The sequence below is a fragment of the Pseudomonas sp. PS01298 genome, from assembly GCF_029959745.1.
In the GTDB taxonomy this organism is placed as follows: domain Bacteria; phylum Pseudomonadota; class Gammaproteobacteria; order Pseudomonadales; family Pseudomonadaceae; genus Aquipseudomonas; species Aquipseudomonas aylmerensis.
This window is the reverse complement of the sequence record NZ_JASCPP010000060.1, coordinates 24,384-39,744: the sequence shown is the minus strand read 5'-3', so window position 1 is coordinate 39,744 and position 15,361 is coordinate 24,384. Positions and strand designations below refer to the sequence as shown.

The following is a 15,361-nucleotide window of genomic DNA, read 5'->3' as shown; positions in this document are numbered from 1 at the left end:
CCCCCCAATTTTTTTTTTTTTTTATTGTTAAATTGGGGGGGGGGGGGTGGCGCGCGAAGGCGCCAGACGGCACACCGCAGGACTCCCAGGCCTCATGAACTCGCAAAGCATCCTTGTCCCGAAAATCTCCACCTTGCCCGTCCACGAACCCCGCGCCCGGGCGATCGTGCGTTGGCTGGTGCGCAAGAACATCATCAAGGAAGAGCTGACCACCTGCGGGCGCACCGGCAATCGCATGGGCTACGCCCTGGCCGATGGCGCGCGTGCCGTGGTGCTGCACCCCGAGGCATTGCCGTTCAACGAGCCGATCAACGGCCTGGAGATCATCTACAAGCGCTGCATCTACACGCCGGCCAAGGGTTTCCTCGAAGAAGCCGGCTGCCCGGAGTGCCTCAAGGAAGTCGGCGAGGCGCTGTTCGAAAGCCTCGAAGACTGGATGCCCGGCCACACCGACAACTTCACCTGCCCGCTGTGTGGGCATGAGGACGACATCAACGGGTTTCTTTTCCTGCAGGAATGCGGGTTTTCCAACCTGGGATTCATCTTCAACAACTGGGCCGAGGCGGGGTTCAAGCAGAGCTTTATCGACGAATTTGCCGATTGGCTCGATCAGAAGATGAGTTGGGTCAAGGTCGAGCTCTAAACCACCGCCGTTCAACGCTGTAGGAGCACGGCTTGCCGGCGATGGCGCCCGAGGGGCGAGCGCAAGGCTCAAGGACTTCATCGCCGGCAAGCCGGCTCCTGCAGTGGCTGTTTTTCTCCATCTATCAGTATTACCAAGTTTGTCAGAGTTTTACATTGAGCCTGACAGGGTGCATGTATATAATGGCGCGCTTCCATTTTCCCGCTCGGGAGCCCCCGCGATGCTGCGTATCAGCCAAGAAGCTCTGACATTCGACGACATTCTCCTAGTGCCCGGTTATTCCGAGGTGCTTCCTAACGAAGTCAGTCTCAAGACCCGCCTAACCCGTGGCATCGAGCTGAATATTCCCCTGGTTTCCGCTGCCATGGACACCGTCACCGAAGCCCGTCTGGCCATCGCCATGGCTCAGGAAGGCGGCATCGGCATCATCCACAAGAACATGACTATCGAGCAGCAAGCTGCCGAAGTGCGCAAGGTCAAGCGTTACGAAGCCGGTGTGGTGAAAGATCCCATCACTATCGAAGCCGACGCCACCGTGCGTGACCTGTTCGACCTGACCCGCCTGCACAACATCTCCGGCGTTCCGGTGCTGCACGATGGCGACCTGGTCGGCATCGTCACTTCCCGTGACGTGCGTTTCGAGAACCGTCTTGAAGTTACCGTCCGCGAAGTGATGACGCCCAAAGAGCGTCTGGTCACTGTCAAGGAAGGCGCCGACAAGAACGATGTGCGCGAACTGCTGCACAAGCACCGCATCGAGCGCGTACTGATCGTCGACGACAAATTCGCCCTCAAGGGCATGATGACCGTCAACGACATCGAAAAAGCCAAGGCCTACCCGCTGGCCAGCAAGGATGACCAAGGTCGTCTGCGCGTGGGGGCTGCAGTCGGTACCGGTAAAGACACCGGCGACCGCGTTTCGGCCCTGGTGGCTGCCGGTGTTGACGTGGTGGTGGTCGACACGGCTCACGGTCACTCCAAAGGTGTGATCGACCGCGTTCGCTGGGTCAAACAGAATTTCCCTGAAGTACAGGTGATCGGCGGCAACATCGCCACCGGCGCTGCTGCCAAGGCCCTGGCCGAAGCCGGCGCCGATGCTGTCAAGGTCGGTATCGGCCCTGGCTCGATCTGCACCACGCGTATCGTCGCCGGTGTAGGCGTGCCGCAAATCAGCGCCATCGCCAACGTCGCCGCGGCCCTTGAAGGCACCGGCGTACCGTTGATCGCCGACGGCGGCATCCGTTTCTCCGGTGACCTGTCCAAGGCCATCGTTGCCGGTGCTTCCTGCGTGATGATGGGCTCGATGTTCGCCGGTACCGAAGAAGCGCCAGGCGAGATCGAACTGTTCCAGGGCCGTTCGTACAAGGCATACCGCGGCATGGGTTCGCTGGGCGCCATGTCCCAGGCGCAAGGTTCCTCCGACCGCTACTTCCAGGACTCTTCGGCAGGCGCCGAGAAGCTCGTACCGGAAGGCATCGAAGGCCGTGTTCCGTACAAGGGCACCCTGAGCGCGATCATCCATCAACTGATGGGCGGCCTGCGTTCCTCGATGGGCTACACCGGCAGCGCCGACATCGAAGAAATGCGCACCAAGCCTGAGTTCGTGCGGATTACCGGTGCTGGCATGGCCGAGTCCCACGTCCACGACGTACAGATCACCAAGGAAGCGCCAAACTACCGCGTAGGTTGAGGCTTCCAGCAAATAGTTAAGTAACCGGGGCTGTCTTATTCAGCCCCGAGTTGTTTCTGATTCATTAGACGAGACTGATCTCATGGCCCTCGACATTCACGCCCACCGCATCCTGATCCTCGACTTCGGTTCCCAGTACACCCAGCTGATCGCCCGCCGCGTGCGCGAAATCGGCGTGTACTGCGAACTGCATCCGTTCGACATGGATGACGAAGCGATTCGCGAATTCGCTCCAAAAGGCGTCATTCTCGCCGGCGGCCCCGAGTCCGTGCACGAAGCCAACAGCCCGCGTTGCCCACAGGCAGTGTTCGACCTGGGCGTGCCGGTCTTCGGTATCTGCTACGGCATGCAGACCATGGCCGAGCAACTGGGCGGCAAGGTCGAAGGTTCCGAGCTGCGTGAATTCGGTTACGCGCGTGTCGACGTGGTCGGCAAGAGCCGCCTGCTGGACGGCATCGAAGACCACATCGACGCCGACGGCCTGTTCGGCCTCGACGTATGGATGAGCCACGGTGACAAGGTCACCAAGATGCCGGAAGACTTCCACATCCTGGCCAGCACCCCGAGCTGCCCGATCGCCGGCATGTTCAGCGACGAGCGTCGTTACTACGGCGTGCAGTTCCACCCGGAAGTGACCCACACCAAGCAAGGCGGGCGCATCCTGTCGCGCTTCATCCTCGACATCTGCGAGTGTGAAGCCCTGTGGACTCCGTCGAAAATCGCTGAAGACGCCATTGCCCAAGTGCGCGCCCAGGTCGGCACCGACAACGTGTTGCTCGGCCTGTCCGGCGGCGTTGACTCCTCCGTGGTTGCTGCGCTGCTGCACAAAGCCATCGGCGACCAACTGACGTGCGTGTTCGTCGACAACGGCCTGCTGCGCCTGCACGAAGGTGAGCAAGTGATGGCCATGTTCGCCGAGAACATGGGCGTCAAGGTGATCCGCGCCAACGCTGAGGACCAGTTCCTCGACAACCTGGCGGGCGAGTCCGACCCTGAGAAGAAGCGCAAGATTATCGGTCGCACCTTCATCGACGTCTTCGATGCCCAGTCCAACAAGCTGGACAACATCAAGTTCCTCGCCCAGGGCACCATCTACCCTGACGTGATCGAGTCGGCCGGCGCCAAGAGCGGCAAGGCCCACGTGATCAAGTCCCACCACAACGTGGGTGGCCTGCCTGAGGAAATGAACCTCAAGCTGGTAGAACCGCTGCGCGAGCTGTTCAAGGACGAAGTCCGCCGTCTCGGCCTGGAACTCGGCCTGCCGTACGACATGGTCTACCGCCACCCATTCCCGGGCCCGGGCCTGGGCGTGCGGATCCTCGGTGAAGTGAAGAAGGAATACGCCGACCTGCTGCGTCGCGCCGACCACATCTTCATCGAAGAACTGCGCAAGGCTGACTGGTACCACAAGGTCAGCCAGGCCTTTGTGGTGTTCCAGCCGGTCAAATCGGTTGGCGTTGTCGGCGATGGCCGTCGCTACGCATGGGTTGTGGCCCTGCGTGCGGTGGAAACCATCGACTTCATGACCGCCCGTTGGGCACACCTGCCGTACGAACTGCTGGAAACCGTCAGCGGCCGTATCATCAATGAGATCGAAGGTATTTCGCGCGTGACTTACGACGTGTCGAGCAAGCCGCCGGCGACCATTGAGTGGGAATAAGCAAGGCGGGCCTGAATGGCCTGCGTTGAGTGAGTAAAAAACCTGGCCTCGGCCAGGTTTTTTATTGCCTATCAGGCAGGAACCCGACTTTGCAGGCTCATGCCCATATTGGTAAGGGCGCTGGAGAGTTTTTCCAGGGTGGGGAAGTGCACCTCATGCACGCCTACCCAGGCGGGACGTTCGATGTAGAAGCTGCCGTCGACCAGCCGATTGATGGGCGTGGAGACGATCCCCCTGTCGCGGCTGTGGTGCAGCAAGGTGTAGTTGCCCTGGTTTTCGTCGATCACGTACATGCCCTTGCGAAACAGCAGTCGCTGGTTTTGCTCCAGCGTCCGGTGCACCCGCGGGGCTTCCACTTGTACGCGCAGGTCGGCATGCAAGGTGTCGAAGCTGTCGCCGACGCTTTCATGGCTGGGGGCGCTGTCGCGATCAATGGCGATGCCGGGGTCGATACGCACGTCGTGACCCTGCCCCGGCAGCACCTCTTCTATACGCAGCCCGATCCCCCCTTCCAGCTCGCTGATACCGGCGAGGCCGTTGAAGGTGTTGATGTTTTTCGTGTCGGTGAGGACCAGCCATTTACCGCCGCCGTTCAGGGCTCTGTCGGTTTGCATGACGGTGTGGGCGAGGTAGTTGCTCATCGCTTGTTCTGAAAGGTCGGCGATAGGGTTGGGGTATTTGTAGTGCGCTGCGCAGTCGAAGGCCTGCACGCGTATGCCGTGGGCCCTGGCTGCCTTGACCAGTTCCCGTTCATTGAATTGCCCGGCCGGGTCGGTGCCCAGTTGGCTCAGGTAGTTGTCGAGGTCTTCGGACATTTCCCCTGTGTGCCAATATTGGTTCAAGTCATCCTGGACGAAGTCGTTGAGCAGGCGGCGCATGTATAGGATTTTCACGCCTTTGCGTGCAAAAAACGCGAGCTTTTCGATCACCAGGCGGGTGCTGGTAATACGGTCGAGGGTTTCACCGATGGCGTAGCCCGGTATGGCGTCAGGCAGGCGTTCAAGCACTTCATCGAGGGTGGCGGCGGGTTCGAAAGTCGCCATAGCCGGACGAGGTGGTAATGGGGTCCAGGACAGCTCGTTGTAGAAGTCTTTCGCCGCTTGCAGCAGTTTGTTGTGTGTTGCGCTGAAGTAGTGGGTGAAGCGATCAATGTGGCTGAAGCGGCTGTGAACATGGGTTTCAGGCAGGCCCAATGCCCAGCGTTTGACCTCGGCACGGGTGGAGGGTGGGGTGTCGAATGGCGTGGTCACCCTGCGCAGTGGGTTGGCGGGCGCAATCGTCGGCTCCGGGGGCGGTGTGATGGGCGTGGGGGCCGGCACCCGAGCGGCTTTGCTGGAATTGCCGCCGCCGCCTTTCAAGCCGTTGACGGGCACCCGTTCCCATTTATCAAGTGGATTGAGCCGCACTGGCAGCGAGCCGGAAAAACCGTGGGGGTTGTCCGGGTCGACGACGGCCCAATAACCACGACCATTGGGGTCAGCCTGGTAGCGCACGTAATAGGCCTCATCGTTCAGCAGGATCGCGTGCTGTGCCATGTCGTCGGAGGACCTGAGGGTGTAGACCTGGTGGTACTTTCCCGGGGCAGTGTTGAGGGTTTCGCCTTCCAGTATGAGGTTGGTCTGGTAGGTGGCGGGCACCGCGGATTCATAGGCGCCAGGTATGACGGCAGGTTTTGCGGGTTCGGTCGCTGCAATCGGTTCAACTGCCCGAGTGTCGGCCACTTCGATGATATCCGGCATGACCCCGTCGGCTTTCAGCAGGCTCAGGTTGAATAAGGTGTCGATGGCGCTGAGTATCGCGCCCAGTTCTCCGGCGCGGCGTTCAGCCGGGGTTTTGCCGTTGATTGCCTGGTCGAGATTCAAGCCAAGATTGGCCATGCTGGCGCCCACGACCACCAGCGCCACTGGCCAGCCCGCCACGGCCATCGGGCCGAAGGTTTTGCCGAATGCATTCAGGTAACCGATCCACAGTTTCTTGCGCAGGTCGCCATTACTGCGCAGGGAAAAGTCGGCATCGTTGCGCATGCGCGCTTGGCTGGAGTGTGCCAGCCACGTGAATGCATCACCCGTAATCGTCTGGTCGATCTGATTGATCAGGTGGTGATCCCAGGTGCCCCAGTCGATAAACAGTTGGTCGAGTTGGTGGTACAGGCCCTTGTCCACCCAGTCTGGCGGCAGGGTGCCCGCCAGGGCCTGGCCGGTGCGATAGATCAGCACCGGCGTGAGCAGCATTTGCTTCCAGGTGACGGCGTCGGTGTCGTCCTGCTGGACCTGGGCCGACAGGGGGAAGTGGGCCATGAAGCGTGCGCGTTTATCCGGGTGATTGGTCTGGTTCAGCAGCCAGAAATGCAGGTCGGCCGGTGTCTCGAAACAGTGGAAGGTCTGCGTCTCGCCGGGGATATAAAGGATTTGCCGGCCGTCGGCATCGATGATGCGCAGCAGGTCCGTGGCGATATGCCCGCCGATATCCAGCGCCGCCACGCGCAGCCCGTGTGCCGCAGGTGCTTCGGCTTGCAGGTTGGGCAGCGTCGGCGGCCAGCACAGGTTGCCAGCGCACGCGCTGATGACGGTCTGCAACTGTGACGCGCTGAGCTGTCCGGCCTGCCGGGCTTGTAGGGCTTCGGCCAGGCAGTTGACCTTGGCCAGGGTGCGGAAGTGCTCCAAGTGTATGCGCCAGAAGGTCTCCATGCGCGTGGTGTAGCGGTCGCAGAAGTTGATTGCCCAGAAGTCATTGAGCACTGCGCGAGCCGACAGTCGCACTTCGTTGTGGTGGTCGAACAGCCGCGCCTCGGCACCCTCGCGATAAAAACCGCCGTCGCCATCGAGCAGGTCGGCGTTGTCCTGGTCGTGCACATTGAAACGGTGAATGACCAACTGCGTGAGGGTCATCGACTCTTGCGGTTTCTCGTTATGGCCCCAGCCGGTGAAGGTGGCAGGGTCGCTGTAGCCGCCCTTGAAGCGGTGCCAGTACAGGTGATCGGGATCCAGGGTTGCCAGGTCATGCCTGGCGAGAATTTCACACGCGGCCTCGCGGGCCATCGTCTGCATGTTCGGGCAGGCATCCAGCACCACGGGGGCCAGGGCCCGGAGTTGGTGCTGGGCGGCGGGGGAGGTGTCGGCAAGTGGCATGGTGCTCTCCTTGAAGGGGGAGAGCGGAGCATGCCCAGCCCTTCAGAAGGGCCGCAGGTAGATAATTAACGCCGCGCAATATCCGAAAAATAAAACTTATCCAGCGTATGCCGCGACTCGGTGTATTCGAACTGCCGCCCATCCTGCAAAAACGTCTGGTTACTTACCACGATCACATGGCTCTGGCCTTCGAGGTCCAGGTGCGTCTGATCGTCCTTGCCACGCGGCAGGGCTTCGATCGTGCGTTGGGCGTAGCTGATCTGCAGTTGCAGGGTCTGTTCGATGAAGGCGTAGATCGACTGCTCGGCAATCGAGCGGTCGAGGCCTGGGATCAGGTCGGCGACGAAGTGGTTGATGTCGAGGATCACCCGTTTGCCGCCGATGCGCCGCACGCGTTTGATACGCGTAATCAGCGTGCCCGGCTCGGCCTCGATGTGTTGCAACAGTGGGCCGTCGAGGGGCAGTTGGGTGAATTCGACGACTTCGGTGCGGACGTCGTCGCCCAGGTCGGCGTGGGTTTCGTGGAAGCTGACGATGCCGCCCAGTTGGAATTCAATCGGGTTGGGCGACAGCACAAACGTGCCCTTGCCGTGGATTTTTTGCGCGAACCCGCGCTCCTGCAACTGCTCGATAGCCCGACGCACGGTGCCACGGCTGGCCTGGTAGGCGTCCATCAATTCGGTTTCGGAGGGAAGGCGCGTGCCGCGTTGCAAACGTTCAGTGGTGATGCTGGCAAGCAGATCCGTATAGATCTGGTTGTATTTGCTCATGGGGATGGCTCTGTGCCCGACTTGATGAAAGTGAACGGTGCGTTCACGGCAGGAACCTTAGTGGCAGAGGTGGGGTTTGTCCATCAGACCCTTGGATATCTGCGGCCTCCAGCGATATGACAGCCTACAAGATATAAACATTTTGTAACTCGTACAGACGAGTTGTTGCTTTAACTCGTACAGACGAGTACTTTTGCCCTCGGCGTGCTGCCAATGACTGCCCCCAAATAAAAAAATCAAAGTGGAAACCAAGCATGAGCCACGACTATTCGACGATTGCCCGCGAGATTCTCGAGAACCTCGGTGGCAGCGATAACCTTGAACAAGCTGCCCACTGCGTGACCCGCCTGCGCCTGGCGCTCAAGGACCCGAGCCTGGTCAACAGCAGCGCGCTGAACCAGGTCGACCTGGTCAAGGGCTCGTTCTTCACCGGCGGCCTGTTCCAGGTCGTGATCGGCCCCGGTGAAGTGGAAAAGGTCTACGCCGCCCTGCGCGAACAGACCGGCCTCGCCGCTGCCACCATCGCCGACGTGAAGAAGAAGGGCGCCGACAAGACCAACGCTATGCAGCGTCTGGTGCGGGTCTTTTCCGATGTGTTCATGCCGATCCTGCCCGCGCTGATCATCGCCGGCCTGCTGATGGGGGTGAACAACCTGATGGGCGCCAAGGGCATGTTCATCGACGGCAAGACGCTGCTCGAGGCCTACCCGAACCTGGATGGGCTGTGGAGCCTGATCAACCTGATGGCCAACACCTCGTTCGTGTTCCTGCCGGCGCTGGTCGGCTGGTCGGCGGCCAAGCGTTTTGGTGGCAGCGAAATCCTCGGCATCGTGCTTGGCCTGATGCTGGTGCACCCGGACCTGCTCAACGCCTGGAACTACGGCAAGGCGGTCGCCGGGCTCGACGGCCAGAGCCTGCCGTACTTCGATATTTTCGGCTGGTTCAAGATCGAAAAAGTCGGCTACCAGGGGCAGATCCTGCCGATCCTGATGGCGGCCTACGTGATGAGCGTGATCGAGAAGTGGCTGCGCGCTTGCGTGCCCAACGCGATTCAACTGCTGGTCGTGCCGATCACCACCATCGTCGTCACCGGTGTGCTGGCGCTGGCGATCATCGGCCCGGTCACGCGTCACCTCGGGATCCTGATCACCGAAGGCGTGGTCACCCTGTTTGACCTGGCGCCGATGGTCGGCGGGGCGATTTTCGGCCTGTTGTATGCGCCGCTGGTGATCACCGGCATGCACCACATGTTCCTCGCCGTGGACCTGCAACTGATCTCCACCCAGGGCGGCACGTTTATCTGGCCGATGATTGTGATGTCCAACCTGGCCCAGGGCAGCGCAGCACTCGCGGTGTTCTACACCACCCGCAATGCGCGGGATAAAAGCATGGCCTCGACCTCGGCGATTTCCGCGTACTTCGGCATCACTGAGCCGGCGATGTTCGGCGTGAACCTGCGCTTCAAATTTCCATTCTATGCCGCGCTGCTCGGCTCGGCGCTGGGCAGCATTTTCCTCTCGCTGAACAAGGTGCAGGCCTCGGCCATCGGTGTCGGCGGCTTGCCCGGATTCATCTCGATCATTCCGCAGTACATCCCAAGCTTTGTGATCGGGATGGTGGTGGCGATGGTCGTGCCGTTTGTTCTGACCTGTGCATTGAGCATGAAGATCGTTCGGCCTGGTTATCGCGTCGCTTGACCGACCGCTATCGCCGGCAAGGCCCCGCACACATTTCAAAGGAGTCCACCATGCAAGACTGGCAACACTCGGTGATCTACCAGATCTACCCCAAAAGCTTCCACAGCCACGCGGGTAACGCCACCGGTGACCTGCTCGGCATCGTGGACAAGCTCGATTACCTCAAATGGCTGGGCGTGGATTACCTGTGGGTCACCCCGTTCCTGCGCTCGCCGCAACGTGACAACGGCTACGACATCAGCGACTACTACGCCATCGACCCCAGCTACGGGACCATGGCCGATTGCGAATTGCTGATCAGCGAAGCGGCCAAGCGCGGCATCAAGTTGATGCTCGACATTGTGGTCAACCACACCTCCATCGAGCATGCGTGGTTCCAGCAGGCGCGCAGCAGCCTCGACAACCCGTACCGCGACTTCTACATCTGGCGCGACCAGCCGAACAACTGGGAATCCAAGTTCGGTGGCTCGGCCTGGGAATACGAGGCGCAAACCGGCCAGTATTTCCTGCACCTGTTCGATCACACCCAGGCCGACCTCAACTGGGACAACCCCCAGGTGCGCGCCGAGGTGTTCAAGTTGATGCGCTTCTGGCGCGACAAGGGCGTGGGCGGCTTCCGCCTGGACGTGATCAACCTGATCTCCAAGCCAGCGGACTTTCCCGAAGACCACAGCGACGGCCGCCGTTTCTACACCGACGGCCCGAACGTGCATGAATACCTGCAGGAAATGCACCGCGAAGTCTTCGAGGGCCATGACCTGATCAACGTCGGCGAGATGTCATCCACCAGCCTGGAACACTGCATCCGCTACTCGAATCCGGCGTCGAAAGAATTGTCGATGACGTTTAACTTTCATCACCTGAAAGTCGATTACCCGAACCTGCAGAAGTGGGTGAGGGCGGACTTCGACTTCCTGCAACTCAAGCAGATTCTGTCTGACTGGCAGCTCGGCATGCAGGCCGGTGGCGGCTGGAACGCGCTGTTCTGGTGTAACCACGACCAGCCGCGGGTGGTCTCGCGTTTCGGTGACGACGGTGAGCACCGCGTGGTCTCGGCGAAGATGCTCGGCACCGCGTTGCACTTCCTGCAAGGCACGCCGTTCGTGTATCAGGGCGAAGAGCTGGGCATGACCAATCCGGGGTTCGACCGGATCGAGCAATACCGCGATGTCGAGACCCTGAACATCTTCCGTCTCAAGCGCGATGCCGGTGAGTCCGAGGCGTCGAGCATGGCGGCGATCATGCAGAAGTCCCGCGACAACAGCCGCACGCCGATGCAGTGGGACACCCAGGCGAATGCCGGTTTCAGTCGCGGCGAACCGTGGATCGGGATCCCGGCCAATGCAGCGCAGATCAATGCGCAGAGCCAACTGGATGACCCGGATTCGGTGCTGCATCACTACCGCGCGCTGATCGACTTGCGTCGCCACGAACCGCTGATCCAGACCGGCGTTTACCGCCAACTGCTGCAGGACCATCTGCAGGTCTGGGCGTACCTGCGCGAGGGGGAAGGCGAGCGCTTGCTGGTACTGAACAACTTCTATGGCACGCCGTGCGAAATCCAGCTGCCGGACGACGTGATCAACCCTGCCAGCGAACAGCGCCTGCTGATCAGCAACTACCCCGATTGCCCGCAGCGCACCGGCACGGTCGCACTGCGCCCCTATGAATCCTTCGTCCTGCACCTGAAAGACTGAAACACCACCATTTCCTGTAGGCGCCGGCTTGCCGGCGATAGCGCCCTCCAGACCGCTATCGCTCGGCGGACCGCTATCGCCAGCAAGCTGGCTCCTGCAAGGGATCGTGTCGGGTAAAAAAAAGTAAGAAAACAATAAAAATAAAAGGAGCGCTGCATGAAAACAACAATAAAACTGGGCCTCGTCGCATCCTGCCTGACCCTTCCACTGGGCGCTCAGGCGCTGGAATTTGCCGGTTACTTGCGTAGCGGCGCGGGGACTTCCACGGGCAGTGGCAAACAGCAATGTTTCCAGTTGCCGGGGGCGCAAACCAAGTACCGCCTGGGCAACGAATGTGAGCAATATGCGGAGCTGGAATTGCGCCAGGACCTGCTGACCCTCGACGACGGCTCTGTACTCAGCGTCGACGCCATGGCCTCGCTGTACAACAAGTACGACCGCGCGCTTAAATTCCAGGGCGAGGACAACGGCTCGGCGCGCATGCCGCAGATGTATGCGCAATGGTCGAACCTGCCCGCGCTCAACGGCGGTTCGGTGTGGGCCGGTCGGCGTTACTACAAGCGTAATGACATCCATATCTCCGATTTCTACTACTGGAACCAGAGCGCCACGGGCGGTGGCATCGAGGACGTGCTGATCGGCGACCTGAAGTACAGCTACGCCATTTCGCGCAAGGACAACCTGTACCAGAAGGAATACGCCACCCGTCACGACTTCAACGTCGCGGGTTTCAAGACCAACCCCGGCGGCGAGCTGGAGCTGGGCTTGAGCTACATCGAAAAGGCCGGTGGGCGCGACACCAACAGCGGCTGGGCAATCACCGCGCAACACGTGCAGAAGCCTTTCCTCGGCGGCAAGAACAAGTTCGCCCTGCAGTACGGCGAAGGCCCCGGCACCGGCCTGGGCTACACCGGTAATACCTTCCTGGATAACAGCAGCAAAAGTTATCGCGCCGTCGAGTTTTTCGACTGGCAAGTGACCCCGCGTTTTGGCGGGCAGATCGAGGCGGTGTACCAGAAGGACATTCGCCCAGGCAGCCAGGACCAGACCTGGATGTCGGTCGGCGTGCGCCCGGCGTATGCCATCAGCGAGCAGTTCAAGCTGGTCACCGAACTCGGCCATGATCAGGTCGAGGCCAGCGGCGGCACGCGCAAGCTGAGCAAATTTACCTTCGCCCCGACCTGGTCGCCCAACGGCCCGGATTTCTGGGCGCGGCCGGAAGTGCGGTTGTATTACACCTATGCGAGCTGGAACGAAGCGGCCAAGCGTGCGGCGAATGAACTGGCGGCGGGCTCGGCGTTGTCCGATACCGGCGCCTATGGCACGGCGCGGCATGGGTCGAATGTGGGTGTGCAAGTCGAATATTGGTGGAAATAGCTCGGATTCAAGTGAGCGAGCTTTATGTGGGAACTGGCTTGCCTGCGATAGCAACACCTCGGTCTTACTAAGAAACCGAGTCGCCGGCATCGCAGGCAAACCAGCTCCCACATTGGACCGTCGTTCGCCCTATGATTTTTACAGAACAAAATAGCAGGTGAAGTCATGACCACAACGCAACCCTTGGAACTGCTGGCGCCCCTGTCCGGGGTGCTGCTGGCCCTGGACCGGGTACCCGACCCGGTATTCTCCAGCCGTCTGATCGGCGACGGCCTGTGCATCGACCCGACCTCGCAGACACTCTGTGCACCGTTGGCGGGCGTGATCAGCAATATCCAGGACAGTGGTCATGCCGTCAGCATCACCGACGACAATGGCGTCCAGGTGCTCATGCACATCGGCCTGGACACCGTGAACCTGGCGGGCCAGGGCTTCACGCGGCGGGTCGTGGAAGGCCAGCGGGTGGAGGCCGGGCAAGTGCTGATCGAGTTCGATGCCGACTATGTGGCACTCAATGCCCGCAGTCTGCTGACCTTGATGCTGGTGGTCAGCGGCGAGCCGTTTACGCTGCTGGCGGCGGACAACGGCGTGGTGGCGGTGGGGCAGCCGCTGTTGCAGGTGTCCCCAGGCGAGGCGGCTGAAGGTGCGGAGGAAGAAGAGGGCGACGCGCTGTTCTCCAAGCCGCTGACCTTGCCCAATGCCAACGGCTTGCATGCGCGCCCGGCAGCCGTGTTTGCCCAGGCGGCGAAAGGTTTTAGCGCGAGCATTTACCTGCACAAGCAGACCCAGAGTGCTAACGCCAAGTCGCTGGTTGCGATCATGGCACTGCAGACCGTGCAGGGCGATACCTTGCAGGTCAGTGCCGCGGGGGCGGACGCCGAGGCGGCGATCACGGCCTTGGTCGAGTTGCTGGCCCAGGGCTGTGGAGAGAGCGTGACGGCGCCGGCTGAAGAGGCCGAGGGGGGTGCGCCAGTGTCGTCGGCGAGTGTCTTGCGCGGCGTGTGTGCGTCACCGGGTTCGGCGTTCGGCCAGGTGGTTCAAGTGGCTGAGCCCGAACTGAGCATCACTGAGCAGGGCAGTACGCTAGCTGCCGAGCGCGCGGCGTTGGCGCGTGGCCTGCAGGCGGCAACCGACGCCTTGCAAACCCTGCAAGCCAAGGCTGCCGGCAGCGCCCAGGCGCAGATCTTCGCTGCCCATCAGGAACTGCTCGAAGACCCGACCTTGCTGGAGCAGGCCCACCGCCTGCTGGACGAGGGCAAAAGCGCTGCGTTCGCCTGGAACAGCGCCACGGTGGCCACCGCCAAATTGTTCCAGGGCCTGGGCAATGCGTTGCTCGCCGAACGTGCGGCAGACCTGGCGGATGTGGGCCAGCGTGTGCTGAAACTGATCCTCGGGATCCAGGACAGTGCCTGGGACTTGCCTGAGCGCGCGATCCTGATCGCCGAGCAACTGACGCCGTCGCAAACCGCCAGTCTCGACACCCACAAGGTGCTGGGGTTTGTCACCGTCGGTGGCGGTGCGACGAGCCACGTGGCAATCCTCGCCCGCGCCCTTGGCTTGCCGGCGATCTGTGGAGTGCCCGCGCAGGTACTGGCGCTGGCAAATGGCAAGCAGGTCCTGCTGGATGCCGACAAAGGCGAGTTGCACCTGGACCCCAACCTGGCCGAGATCGAACAGCTGGAAGCGGCGCGCAAGCAGCACGTCCTGCGACGCCAGCGTGAAGTGGCGCAGGCCTCGTTGCCGGCGATCACCCGCGACGGCCATCATGTTGAAGTCACTGCCAACGTCGCCTCGCTGCAGGAAGTGGAGCAGTCCCTGAACCTGGGGGGCGAAGGCGTCGGCCTGCTGCGTTCGGAATTCCTCTACCTGGATCGCAATCGCGCGCCCAGCCCGGATGAGCAGGCGGCGACCTACAGCGCCATCGCCCGCGCCTTGGGCCCGCAGCGCAACCTGGTGGTGCGCACCCTGGATGTCGGCGGCGACAAACCGCTGGCGTACGTGCCGATGGACAGTGAGACCAACCCGTTCCTCGGCCTGCGCGGGATTCGCCTGTGCCTGGAGCGCCCGGAGCTGCTGCGCGAGCAGTTTCGCGCGATCCTCGCGAGTGCCGGGCTGACACGCCTGCATATCATGTTGCCGATGGTCAGCCTGCTGTCGGAGCTGCAGGCGGCACGCCGCATTCTTGAAGAAGAAGCGCTGGCGCTGGGGCTCAGCGAGTTGCCGAAGCTGGGCATCATGATCGAAGTACCGTCGGCGGCGCTGATGGCGGACGTGTTTGCGCCGCACGTGGATTTTTTCTCGATCGGCACCAATGACCTGACCCAGTACACCCTGGCCATGGACCGCGATCACCCACGCCTGGCCAGCCAGGCCGACAGCTTTCACCCGGCGGTGCTTCGCCTGATCGCGACCACCGTCACGGCGGCGCATGCCCATGGCAAGTGGGTCGGGGTGTGTGGCGCGCTGGCGTCCGAAGCACTGGCGGTGCCGGTGTTGATCGGGCTTGGCGTGGATGAGTTGTCGGTCAGCGTGCCGCTGATCCCGACCATCAAGGCCGGTGTGCGTGAGCTGGACCTGGACGGCTGCCAGACCCTCGCTCGCCACGTGCTGGGCCTGGAGGAAGCCAGCCAGGTGCGCGAGGCTGTGCGCCGGTATCGCGCGGCCACTGTTGAAACCTCACCTGTCGTGGAGCACTGAGC

The 15,361-nt window shown here is 61.6% G+C and carries 9 protein-coding genes; 7 read left to right on the top strand and 2 right to left on the bottom strand.

The genetic code is table 11. The features are described 5' to 3' along the window. Positions 1–94: 94 nt before the first annotated feature. From QMX97_RS20020 to guaA, 3 genes are all read left to right on the top strand, one after another. The gene (locus QMX97_RS20020) at positions 95–643 is read left to right on the top strand and encodes a hypothetical protein (RefSeq protein WP_025859262.1); all 549 of its coding nucleotides are present in this window, start codon (positions 95–97) and stop codon (positions 641–643) included. Between the two features lie 220 nt (positions 644–863). Beyond that, positions 864–2,333 (top strand): IMP dehydrogenase, encoded by a 1,470-nt coding sequence (guaB, locus tag QMX97_RS20015; protein ID WP_010207937.1) that lies wholly within the window; start codon positions 864–866, stop codon positions 2,331–2,333. 82 nt (positions 2,334–2,415) lie between these two features. Further along, positions 2,416–3,993: a glutamine-hydrolyzing GMP synthase gene (gene guaA, locus QMX97_RS20010; RefSeq protein ID WP_065908647.1), complete on the top strand. Its 1,578-nt coding sequence runs from the start codon at positions 2,416–2,418 to the stop codon at positions 3,991–3,993. 71 nt (positions 3,994–4,064) lie between these two features. Here guaA and QMX97_RS20005 read toward each other — a convergent pair whose 3' ends face one another. Together QMX97_RS20005 and treR are read right to left on the bottom strand one after the other, a co-directional pair. Then, on the bottom strand, positions 4,065–7,121 hold the full coding sequence (locus QMX97_RS20005; RefSeq protein ID WP_282397457.1) for a membrane-targeted effector domain-containing toxin: 3,057 nt from the start codon (positions 7,119–7,121) through the stop codon (positions 4,065–4,067). Between the two features lie 65 nt (positions 7,122–7,186). Beyond that, positions 7,187–7,891 (bottom strand): trehalose operon repressor, encoded by a 705-nt coding sequence (gene treR / locus QMX97_RS20000; protein WP_065908651.1) that lies wholly within the window; start codon positions 7,889–7,891, stop codon positions 7,187–7,189. Between the two features lie 254 nt (positions 7,892–8,145). Between treR and treP the strand changes: the two genes are divergently transcribed. The 4 genes from treP (at position 8,146) to ptsP (ending at position 15,359) form a co-directional block, all read left to right on the top strand. Beyond that, positions 8,146–9,588 (top strand): PTS system trehalose-specific EIIBC component, encoded by a 1,443-nt coding sequence (gene treP, locus QMX97_RS19995; protein ID WP_282397456.1) that lies wholly within the window; start codon positions 8,146–8,148, stop codon positions 9,586–9,588. A 50-nt stretch (positions 9,589–9,638) separates the two neighbouring features. After that, positions 9,639–11,285, top strand: a complete 1,647-nt coding sequence (treC, locus tag QMX97_RS19990) for an alpha,alpha-phosphotrehalase (RefSeq protein WP_282397455.1) — start codon at positions 9,639–9,641, stop codon at positions 11,283–11,285. 156 nt (positions 11,286–11,441) lie between these two features. Continuing rightward, complete coding sequence (locus tag QMX97_RS19985) at positions 11,442–12,662, top strand: carbohydrate porin (protein WP_065908656.1); 1,221 nt, start codon at positions 11,442–11,444, stop codon at positions 12,660–12,662. Positions 12,663–12,827: 165 nt separating this feature from the next. Next, the gene (ptsP, locus tag QMX97_RS19980; protein WP_282397454.1) at positions 12,828–15,359 is read left to right on the top strand and encodes a phosphoenolpyruvate--protein phosphotransferase; all 2,532 of its coding nucleotides are present in this window, start codon (positions 12,828–12,830) and stop codon (positions 15,357–15,359) included. Positions 15,360–15,361: the final 2 nt, after the last annotated feature.

Bases quoted from the DNA above. Each gene is read 5' to 3' on its own strand.
- QMX97_RS20020 (WP_025859262.1), top strand. From the start codon at position 95: ATGAACTCGCAAAGCATCCTTGTCCCGAAAATCTCCACCTTGCCCGTC.
- guaB (WP_010207937.1), top strand. From the start codon at position 864: ATGCTGCGTATCAGCCAAGAAGCTCTGACATTCGACGACATTCTCCTA.
- guaA (WP_065908647.1), top strand. From the start codon at position 2,416: ATGGCCCTCGACATTCACGCCCACCGCATCCTGATCCTCGACTTCGGT.
- QMX97_RS20005 (WP_282397457.1), bottom strand. From the start codon at position 7,121: ATGCCACTTGCCGACACCTCCCCCGCCGCCCAGCACCAACTCCGGGCC.
- treR (WP_065908651.1), bottom strand. From the start codon at position 7,891: ATGAGCAAATACAACCAGATCTATACGGATCTGCTTGCCAGCATCACC.
- treP (WP_282397456.1), top strand. From the start codon at position 8,146: ATGAGCCACGACTATTCGACGATTGCCCGCGAGATTCTCGAGAACCTC.
- treC (WP_282397455.1), top strand. From the start codon at position 9,639: ATGCAAGACTGGCAACACTCGGTGATCTACCAGATCTACCCCAAAAGC.
- QMX97_RS19985 (WP_065908656.1), top strand. From the start codon at position 11,442: ATGAAAACAACAATAAAACTGGGCCTCGTCGCATCCTGCCTGACCCTT.
- ptsP (WP_282397454.1), top strand. From the start codon at position 12,828: ATGACCACAACGCAACCCTTGGAACTGCTGGCGCCCCTGTCCGGGGTG.